8 protein-coding genes, 1 tRNA gene and 4 pseudogenes are annotated in these 7,140 nt (G+C 63.9%); 10 read left to right on the top strand and 3 right to left on the bottom strand.

Features of this window, described 5'->3' with window-relative positions:
• A pseudogene (locus JCM19049_RS19015) lies at positions 1–223 on the bottom strand (winged helix family transcriptional regulator); the annotation flags it as partial.
• Positions 224–837: 614 nt separating this feature from the next.
• Between JCM19049_RS19015 and JCM19049_RS06310 the strand changes: the two are divergent.
• From JCM19049_RS06310 to JCM19049_RS06295, 5 genes are read left to right on the top strand one after another with little or no spacing between them, the layout of a single operon-like run.
• A complete protein-coding gene (locus JCM19049_RS06310; RefSeq protein WP_054821151.1) occupies positions 838–1,578 on the top strand; it encodes a response regulator transcription factor in 741 nt (246 codons plus the stop codon).
• Positions 1,575–2,024 carry a hypothetical protein gene (locus JCM19049_RS06305; RefSeq protein ID WP_054821150.1) on the top strand — a complete coding sequence of 150 codons (450 nt, stop codon included), beginning with the start codon at positions 1,575–1,577 and terminating at the stop codon, positions 2,022–2,024. The genes JCM19049_RS06310 and JCM19049_RS06305 overlap by 4 nt, the downstream gene beginning before the upstream one ends.
• Before the next feature lie 35 nt (positions 2,025–2,059).
• Positions 2,060–2,503 (top strand): HAMP domain-containing protein, encoded by a 444-nt coding sequence (locus JCM19049_RS06300; protein WP_054821149.1) that lies wholly within the window; start codon positions 2,060–2,062, stop codon positions 2,501–2,503.
• Entirely contained in the window at positions 2,386–2,757 is a 372-nt protein-coding gene (locus tag JCM19049_RS19010) for a histidine kinase dimerization/phospho-acceptor domain-containing protein (protein ID WP_279402596.1), read from the top strand. The genes JCM19049_RS06300 and JCM19049_RS19010 overlap by 118 nt, the downstream gene beginning before the upstream one ends.
• A complete protein-coding gene (locus tag JCM19049_RS06295; RefSeq protein ID WP_279402595.1) occupies positions 2,664–3,056 on the top strand; it encodes an ATP-binding protein in 393 nt (130 codons plus the stop codon). Before JCM19049_RS19010 ends, JCM19049_RS06295 begins: the two co-directional genes overlap by 94 nt.
• Before the next feature lie 12 nt (positions 3,057–3,068).
• On the opposite strand, the pseudogene upp reads toward JCM19049_RS06295, so the two are convergent.
• Positions 3,069–3,715 (bottom strand): annotated as a pseudogene (gene upp / locus JCM19049_RS06290) (uracil phosphoribosyltransferase).
• 178 nt (positions 3,716–3,893) lie between these two features.
• Here upp and tadA point away from each other — a divergent pair.
• The 5 genes and pseudogenes from tadA (at position 3,894) to JCM19049_RS06265 (ending at position 6,701) form a co-directional block, all read left to right on the top strand.
• Positions 3,894–4,369 (top strand): annotated as a pseudogene (tadA, locus tag JCM19049_RS06285) (tRNA adenosine(34) deaminase TadA).
• A 131-nt stretch (positions 4,370–4,500) separates the two neighbouring features.
• Positions 4,501–4,591: transfer RNA gene (locus JCM19049_RS06280), tRNA-Ser, on the top strand.
• A gap of 368 nt (positions 4,592–4,959) precedes the next feature.
• Entirely contained in the window at positions 4,960–5,142 is a 183-nt protein-coding gene (locus JCM19049_RS06275) for a hypothetical protein (protein ID WP_279402594.1), read from the top strand.
• Between the two features lie 377 nt (positions 5,143–5,519).
• Positions 5,520–5,927 carry a YetF domain-containing protein gene (locus JCM19049_RS06270; RefSeq protein WP_279402593.1) on the top strand — a complete coding sequence of 136 codons (408 nt, stop codon included), beginning with the start codon at positions 5,520–5,522 and terminating at the stop codon, positions 5,925–5,927.
• Between the two features lie 291 nt (positions 5,928–6,218).
• Positions 6,219–6,701, top strand: a complete 483-nt coding sequence (locus JCM19049_RS06265) for a M23 family metallopeptidase (protein ID WP_306420717.1) — start codon at positions 6,219–6,221, stop codon at positions 6,699–6,701.
• 38 nt (positions 6,702–6,739) lie between these two features.
• On the opposite strand, the pseudogene JCM19049_RS06260 reads toward JCM19049_RS06265, so the two are convergent.
• Positions 6,740–7,008, bottom strand: a pseudogene (locus JCM19049_RS06260) (DUF6457 domain-containing protein).
• Positions 7,009–7,140: the final 132 nt, after the last annotated feature.

Genomic DNA, 7,140 nt, shown 5'->3' with positions numbered 1-7,140 from the left:
CGCGGGCTGTGGTGTCCGCGCTGCCCGAGCCGGCGCCGGTGGCCTGGACCGGGGCGGCGGTCTGATGGCGTGAAATATCGCGCGGCTCATGGTTGGTGGATACGGCGCGCAGTGGGCGGTAGCCTGCCGGGGCATAGCCGCCAGTTGTCGAACGCTGTGCTGCAGCAGCACGGTTCTGCGCGTTGCGAATTGAAACGTGTACGTATCCGGATCCAGCCGTCATGTTTTTCCTCTAACTATGCGAAGGCCAAGTGATTTGGCGCTGATGCTTCTTGTTTGCTTGTTGCTTGCGCCGCGGGCGTCCTTCTCTACACCCACGACAGTTGGTTTCCCGCCAGCGGCTGGATCGCGACGAAAACTAGGTTTCCGCTGCGAGCTGACCGCTGACGCAAAGCATTCGAGAACAGCACTGGGGACCCGACCACGGGAACCGTGACCTGCCTGTTTTGCTGTTCTGCGCCTGACTCACCCCTCCAGTTTCCCCGTAACAATTGGAACTTGCAAGTAACAATCAACCTCCATGTCCACGATGCGAGACAAAGCCATCCATTTGTGACCTTTGCCACTTTGAACAAATGTTTCCGTTAAACGTTTAACTAGCCACGCATTGCGCAATAATACGACGAGGATCGATCAATCTGACTACCCTATACATTGCCATGAATAAGCATTCAGCGCTGGACGCTGTTCACGATGCAAACATTCGCCCAGAGCTGCTCTTGACCAAATATTCGGCTATCTGCAAGGCTGCGCACCGCATAAAATCGGGCTTGGGGGCACAGCAAGCACACAGGTAAAACACAAAGTCAGCCCAATGGCATGGGGGAAGGTAAGACCATGAACGATTCGCGTTTCTCTCCCTCACAGCTCCCACGGCTCACCCACCCGGACGGCACCGCCATCAAGGTCCTGGTGGTCGACGACGAACCGTCGCTGGCCGAGTTGGTGTCCATGGGCACCCGGATGCTCGGCTGGGAATCGGCGATCGCGCACGACGGGCCCGAAGCGGTGGCCACCGCCCGCAACTTCGCCCCGGATGTCCTGGTCCTGGACTGGATGCTGCCCGGCTTCGACGGGCCCGAGGTGCTGCGCAAGGTGCGCACCTACTTCCCGGAGGTCCCGGTGCTGTTCCTGACCGCCAAGGACGCGGTGGAGGACCGCATCGAGGGGCTGGGGGCCGGGGCCGATGACTACGTGGCCAAGCCCTTCAGCCTCGAGGAGGTGCTCATCCGGCTGCACCGGCTGGTCGAACGCTCCGGAGCCACCAGCGCGGACGCCTCCGAACTGGTGGTGGGCGATCTGGTATTGAACCTGGATTCGCACGACGTATCCCGTGCCGGGCGGGCCATCTCGCTGACCGCCACCGAATTCGACCTGCTCTCCTACCTGATGAACAACGCCCGCCGGGTGGTGTCCAAGTCGCAGATCCTGGACAACGTCTGGCACTACGACTTTGACGGCCAGGCGAACATCGTCGAACTGTACATCTCCTACCTGCGCAAGAAGATTGACGTGGACGCCGAACCGATGATCCACACGGTGCGCGGCGTGGGATATGTCCTGAAGCCGGCGGCATGAGCCTGTTCTCCCCCGCCACCAAGCACACCCCCTACAACCTGCAGCGCCGCCTGCTGGTGATCCTGCTCGGCGCCCTGACGATGGTGTGTGTGCTCATTGGCCTGCTCTATAACGCCGGCATGCGCCAGACCCTGATGGCGCAGCTGAATGAGCAGCTCTCCCAGGCGGCGAACCGTGCCGCCGCCTACTCCACCCCGAAGAACTCCCCCGATGACCTGTTCGCGCCCGGGCAGGCCTCGGGCACCTTGAACGTGCGCTTCGTGGACGGCAAGCTGACGTTCGGGGCGTGGCTGGATGAACGCACCGGTGAACGCATCACGATCACCGACGCGGACATCGACCCGCTGCTGTCCCTGGAGGTCAACTCCCGCCCGGTGATCCGCAAGCTCTCGATCGGGGACTATGTGCTGGTCGCCCGCCCGGACCAGGCTCCGGAGGCATCCTGATCACCGGGCTGCCCACCGAACCCACCGAATACGCGTTGCGGGAGATGGCCTGGTTGACCCTGGTGATCAGCGTGCTGACCGTGATCAGCACCGGCCTGGCCGGCACCTGGGCCATTGGCCGGTCCTTCAACCCGCTCAAACGCGTGGCCGCGGTGGCTTCCTCCGTGGCGCACACCGACCTGGAATCGGGCAAGGTGGAGCTGACCCAGCGGGTCTCCCCGCACGATGCGATCCCGGGCACCGAAGTGGGCAACGTGGGCCAGGCGCTGAACGCGCTGATCGACAATGTGGACAGCGCGCTGAAGGTGCGTGAGCGTTCCCAGGGCAGATGCGCCAATTCGTGGCCGACGCCTCCCATGAGCTGCGTACCCCGCTGTCGGCGATCCGCGGCTACACCGAGCTGCTGGCCGCCACCGAGCACTTCTCCGATGACGGGCGGCGCGCGGTCGATCGGGTGCTGGAGCAAAGTTCACGCATGAGCGCCTGGTGGAGCAGTTGCTGCTGCTGGCCCGGCTGGAGGAGGAAACCTCCTACAAGCTCTCCCGGGCGAACCTGGTGGACCTGGCCCGGGAAATCACCGACGACTTCACGGTCACCGCCCCGGATCACCGGTGGACGTTCATCGCCACCCAGGACGAGGTGGCGATCAATTGCGACTCCTCGGCGCTGCGCCGGGTCATCACCAACCTGCTGGGCAATGCACGCAAGCACACCAGCGTGGGCAACTCCGTGACGGTCAGCGTGCTGGCCGATGCGGACGTGGGACAGGCGGTGCTGCGGGTGCAGGACACCGGCGAGGGCATTGACCCCGAGTTCCTGCCGCATGTCTTTGAACGCTTCACCCGGGCCAACGCTGCCCGTGCGGGTTCCGACGGCACCACCGGCCTGGGCCTGCCCATCGCCAAGAGCATCGTGCAGGCGCACCGCGGCACCATCACGGTCACTTCCCAGCCCGGGGACACCGTTTTTGAGGTGCGGCTGCCGCTGGCCGATACGCAAACGCCGCCTGCGGCAAAAACCGAGGCGGCGTAGGGGCCAGAAGGCCTAGTGCATGGGCGGGGTCACGCCGTACAGGCGGTCCCCGGCATCCCCCAGCCCGGGAATGATGTAGGCCTTCTCATCCAGGCGCTCGTCCAGGGCGGCCAGCACCAGGTGGACCCGCTCGTCCTCGCCGTGGATCTCGCGCAGGCGTTCGATCCCCTCCGGGGCGGCGATCAGGCAGATGCAGGTGACCGAGGCGGCCCCGCGCTCGAAAATGAACTTGATGGCTTCGGCAAGGTTCCACCGGTGGCCAGCATCGGATCCAGCACGAAGACCTGGCGTCCTTGCAGGTCGTTCGGGACCCGGTCGGCGTAGGTGATGATGTCCAGGGTCTCGTCATTGCGGGCCATGCCCAGGAACCCGACCTCGGCCGTGGGCACCAGGCGGGTCATCCCCTCCAGCATGCCCAGCCCGGCGCGCAGGATCGGCACCACCAGCGGGGTGGGCTTGGCGAAGGCGATTCCGGTGGTCGTGGCCACCGGGGTCACGACCTCGACCTCTTCGGTCTTCACCTCGCGGGTCGCCTCGTAGGCCAGCAGGGTGACCAGTTCCTCGGTCAGCTGCCGGAAGGTCGGCGAAGCCGTGTTCTTGTCTCGCAGGACCGAAACCTTGTGTGCCACCAGCGGGTGGTCAACTACCTGTACGCGCATAGGCAAAAATCTACCAGCCGCCCATCTGCCCCGACGAGCCCCTTACCCGAGATTCGGGCACTGAATCCGCCCAATGTGCCCAACCGAACAGGCCCGGGAGCTTCGGGAGGCGCCGGGCACCGTTGTCGCCCCCAGCTCGCACGCTGGTGGCACTGCGCCACGTAAAGTGGGTGACACTATGGTGCAAGAACACGAGACGTGGATGCGGCTGGCACTGGATGAGGCCCGGGCCGCGCTGGCCACCGATGATGTGCCCATCGGCGCCGTCATTCTCTCCCCCGACCGGCAGGTGCTGGCCTCCGGGCGCAATGAGCGCGAGGCCGGCGGAGATCCGACCGCACATGCCGAGGTGGTGGCCATCCGCAATGCCGTTCGCGCCCTGCAGGCCCGCGGCACGGATGATGGCTGGCGGCTGGAGGACTGCACCTTGGTTGTCACCCTGGAGCCTGCGCGATGTGCGCCGGCGCCATTGTCCTTTCCCGCATCCCAAAGCTGGTGTTCGGGGCCTGGGATGAGAAGGCCGGAGCCTGTGGTTCGGTATTCGATATTGTGCGCGAACCCCGGCTGAACCACTGGGTCGAGGTGTACCCCAGGGTTTTGGAAGCTGAATGCGCTCAATTGCTGCTGGATTTCTTCCGCGCCAAGCGCCGCTAGAACCTTGCCGGCGCAAACAGTTACGGCTGACCCACACGGATAGCCGCCATGTGGTTCTGGCCACTTCGCCATCCAATCGGCCCTCGTTGTTTTGGTTTTCAGCTTTCCTTCGTTGTAGAGTTATCAGGTCTGGTGACGTGTCCGAGCGGCCGAAGGTGCAACACTCGAAATGTTGTGTACGGTAACCCCGTACCGTGGGTTCAAATCCCACCGTCACCGCCACGATGAACCCCGTAGGTTATGAATCTACGGGGTTTTTCTCTTCCTGAATTCAAAGTGCGGGCATGGAACCGAGTTGTTGGCTGAGTCAAAATGTCGGCTTCGACGTGCACAATCAACCTCATGGCCCCGATCCGGAAACGCACTAGAAAAAGCGGCCACTCTCCTGCACGGGAAACGATAATCAGAGGAAGGAAGTGCAAGGGAACGAGCGAGTCTCCGTCGTTTGCTTGCCACGGCACCCTTACCGCAGTGAGCCAGCATGATCACGCGTGGCCGCGAGCGGGAAGTGAGCAGTTCCAGAAGCCAGAACGCGAAATGTGGCTACTGCCTGGGTCGCCCGGCAAACACAGCTGGCAATTCTCAACACCATGAAGAAGATCATCACGCACCGCTTCACCATCACCATGGTCCTGACCGGACTGCTCATGGGCGCCATGACCTTGATAGGCGGCGGCGTATACCCGGTTGCGTTCGGCGCACTCTGGATTTGCTTCGCCATCGCCCTCGGATCCGCAGCAGTGGGCATCAAGAAGGATCTGAATAATGGGTGAGCCCGTGGTAAGGCCCCGGTTTAACTAGCTAAACCGCCCGAGGACTCTCAACGCGCGGGTCCCCGTAGGCCCAAACACTCTCATGTTCACAACCCATGACATTAGAGGTTCCGGGTCCTCTCCGTCTCATGCGCTGGCGGTCTGCTCCCCGATTGCGACCGATTCGGTTGCGCTTTGTCCTGGGTTCAATTCGGTCGGGTGCCTGCCTATTGAGAGGATGGGTTGGGGCGAAAGCACCCCAGCGACGATGTTAGAGGGGATTCTTTGTGTGGCATGATTTCGGACTAACTTGGGCCGACGCCGGGCGCGTGGTGCTTTCCGCGATTGCGCTATACGTTCTGGTGCTCGTGGCGATCCGAGTGCTCGGTCAGCGCACGATGGCTAACTTGTCCAGCTTTGACCTGGCCGCGGTGGTTGCTTTCGGCGCCGTCATCGGCCGTGCGATCCTCGGCTACACGCCCACACTGGCCGCCGGGGCGCTGGGCTTGGTGACCCTGTTGGTTCTGCAGGCCCTCACCGGTCAGCTGCGCCGATTTCCACGGGGCCGGGCCGCAGTCAACAACAAGGCGTACCTGCTGATGGCCGGGGAAGAATTCATCACCGCAAATCTGAAGCGCACTCACGTCTCGGAAAGCGAGCTGCTCTCCCGGCTGCGCTTGAGCGGGGTCCGCAACCGCTCGGAAATCGCCTGCGTCATCCTCGAACCCACCGGCAGATCAGCGTTCTGCGCACCGGGGTGCCCATTGAACCGGAGTTCCTGGAGAATGTCTCCGGCGCCGAACTGATTCCGAAGGCTTTCCTGGCGCCACACGAAGCCTAGGCGAAACAACGGAAGATCAGCTCCACAGCACCGCAGTCCGGCTCGGCAACCCCGTGCTCACCGGCAAATTCCAGACGGTGATGCAAGAATGCGGGCAACACGCAAATGACCGAGCCACGGGGTTGCCATGACAGCGCAGATCGACCTGGACTACCCATTCACCGGCAGGTGGCTGGTGCAAAATAGTCCGGTCAACCGTGTGCCGAGCCATGGAACGACGTTGTTCGCCAGTTCCCATGCCATCGATTTTGTGCCCGTGGGTGACAGCGGGCGCCGTGCCCCACTGACGTGGAACACCTGGCGTGGGCGCGAACCGGCTGCCGCGTTCCCTGGCTTTGGCCGCAGGGTACTGGCCCCGTGCGGCGGTCGGGTGATCGCCGTTGAGCACGCCATCCCGGATCATCAAGCCCACCGCGCCCTGGCCTCGGTTGGCTACGCGCTGGGCCAGCGCGCCCGGGTACGCGCCGGCTGGCCGGGACTGGCCGGCAACCATGTGATGATCGAGCACGACGGAATCATCGTGGCGCTTTGCCACCTCATGCAGGACAGCGTGAAGGTGGAGGTGGGACAACACCTCGCTCCCGGGCAGCCCGTGGGACGCTGCGGCAATACCGGCAACAGCACCGAACCGCACCTGCACCTGCAGGCAATGGATGGCCCGCAGCCCGGCCGTGCTGCCCCGGTACCGATTACGTTCCACGGCCAGCTGCCCCACAACCGGCAGATCCTGGACCTCTAGAAGGCCCTGCTGGCCGGGAAGTACCTCACCAGATCTTCCTACTGGGGGTTTTCCTGCTCCCACCGGTGGGCCCGCTCGGTCAGCTGCCCGGCGAGCGCCGCCAGCGAGCCCTGTTCGCCCGTGCGTCCCAGGGCGAGACCCAGCAGGAAGGTGCTCAGAGGGGCCGCGGGCGCGCGACGTCGTGGGCGACGTGCTTGGCGACGTCCAGGATGGTGGCAATGTCCACCTCGTTTTCATCCAGACCCAGTTCGGCGGCGGCCGCGCTCAGCCATTCATCCAGGGCCTCGGGTGGGAGATGCTGTGCCATTTTCGAATTCCTTTCACGGCCACCCTTTGCGTGGCGCTGGTCGTCTTCTCGCTCAGTTTGGTGTGGGTTGGGCCGACGCTTGGCGGCCGGCCCCAGGTTGCCCGGGGCCGCGCGCGTCGTCCGGCTCCACCG

This window comes from Arthrobacter sp. JCM 19049, from assembly GCF_001310435.1.
The sequence above is the reverse complement of the archived record's forward strand: the minus strand, read 5'-3'. Positions and strand labels throughout refer to the sequence as shown.